The following is a 505-nucleotide window of genomic DNA, read 5'->3' on the forward strand; positions in this document are numbered from 1 at the left end:
CGATGACGGCCATGCATTCACCTTGGTCAGCGCCAGCGCGCCRATCGGCCAAGGCAGTGCCAGCGTSGYSGGCAACCAGTTGCAGTTCAATCCGGGGGCTGATTTCGACCATCTGGYGCARGGSGTGGTCGAGCACGTGACGCTCASTTACCAGATGCAGGACCAGTACGGGGCGCTCTCGAGTTCCACGGTGGAYGTGACSATCACCGGCACCAACGACGCGCCGGTAGCGGTGGCCGATACGGCCGCCGGTACGGAAAACCAGACCCTGAGCATCGACGTGCTGGCCAACGACACCGATGTCGATGACGGCCACCTGTTCACGCTGAACTCGGCCAGCGCGCCGGCAAACAAAGGCASKGCCAGCGTGGTCGRCAACCAGCTGGTGTTCAMYCCGGGRAGYGAYTTCGAYCATCTGGCGCAGGGCGTGGTCGAGCACGTGACGCTCACTTACCAGATGCAGGACGAACACGGGGCACTCTCGAGTTCCACGGTGGACGTGACC

General features: G+C 63.6%; 1 protein-coding gene. It reads left to right on the forward strand.

Translation table 11 applies throughout. The features are described from left to right. Positions 1-505, forward strand: a 505-nt coding sequence (locus tag AC1DH9_RS30780) for an Ig-like domain-containing protein (protein ID WP_477809538.1), incomplete at both ends; no start/stop codon positions are given.

This window comes from Pseudomonas sp. 05T35 (assembly GCF_056396605.1).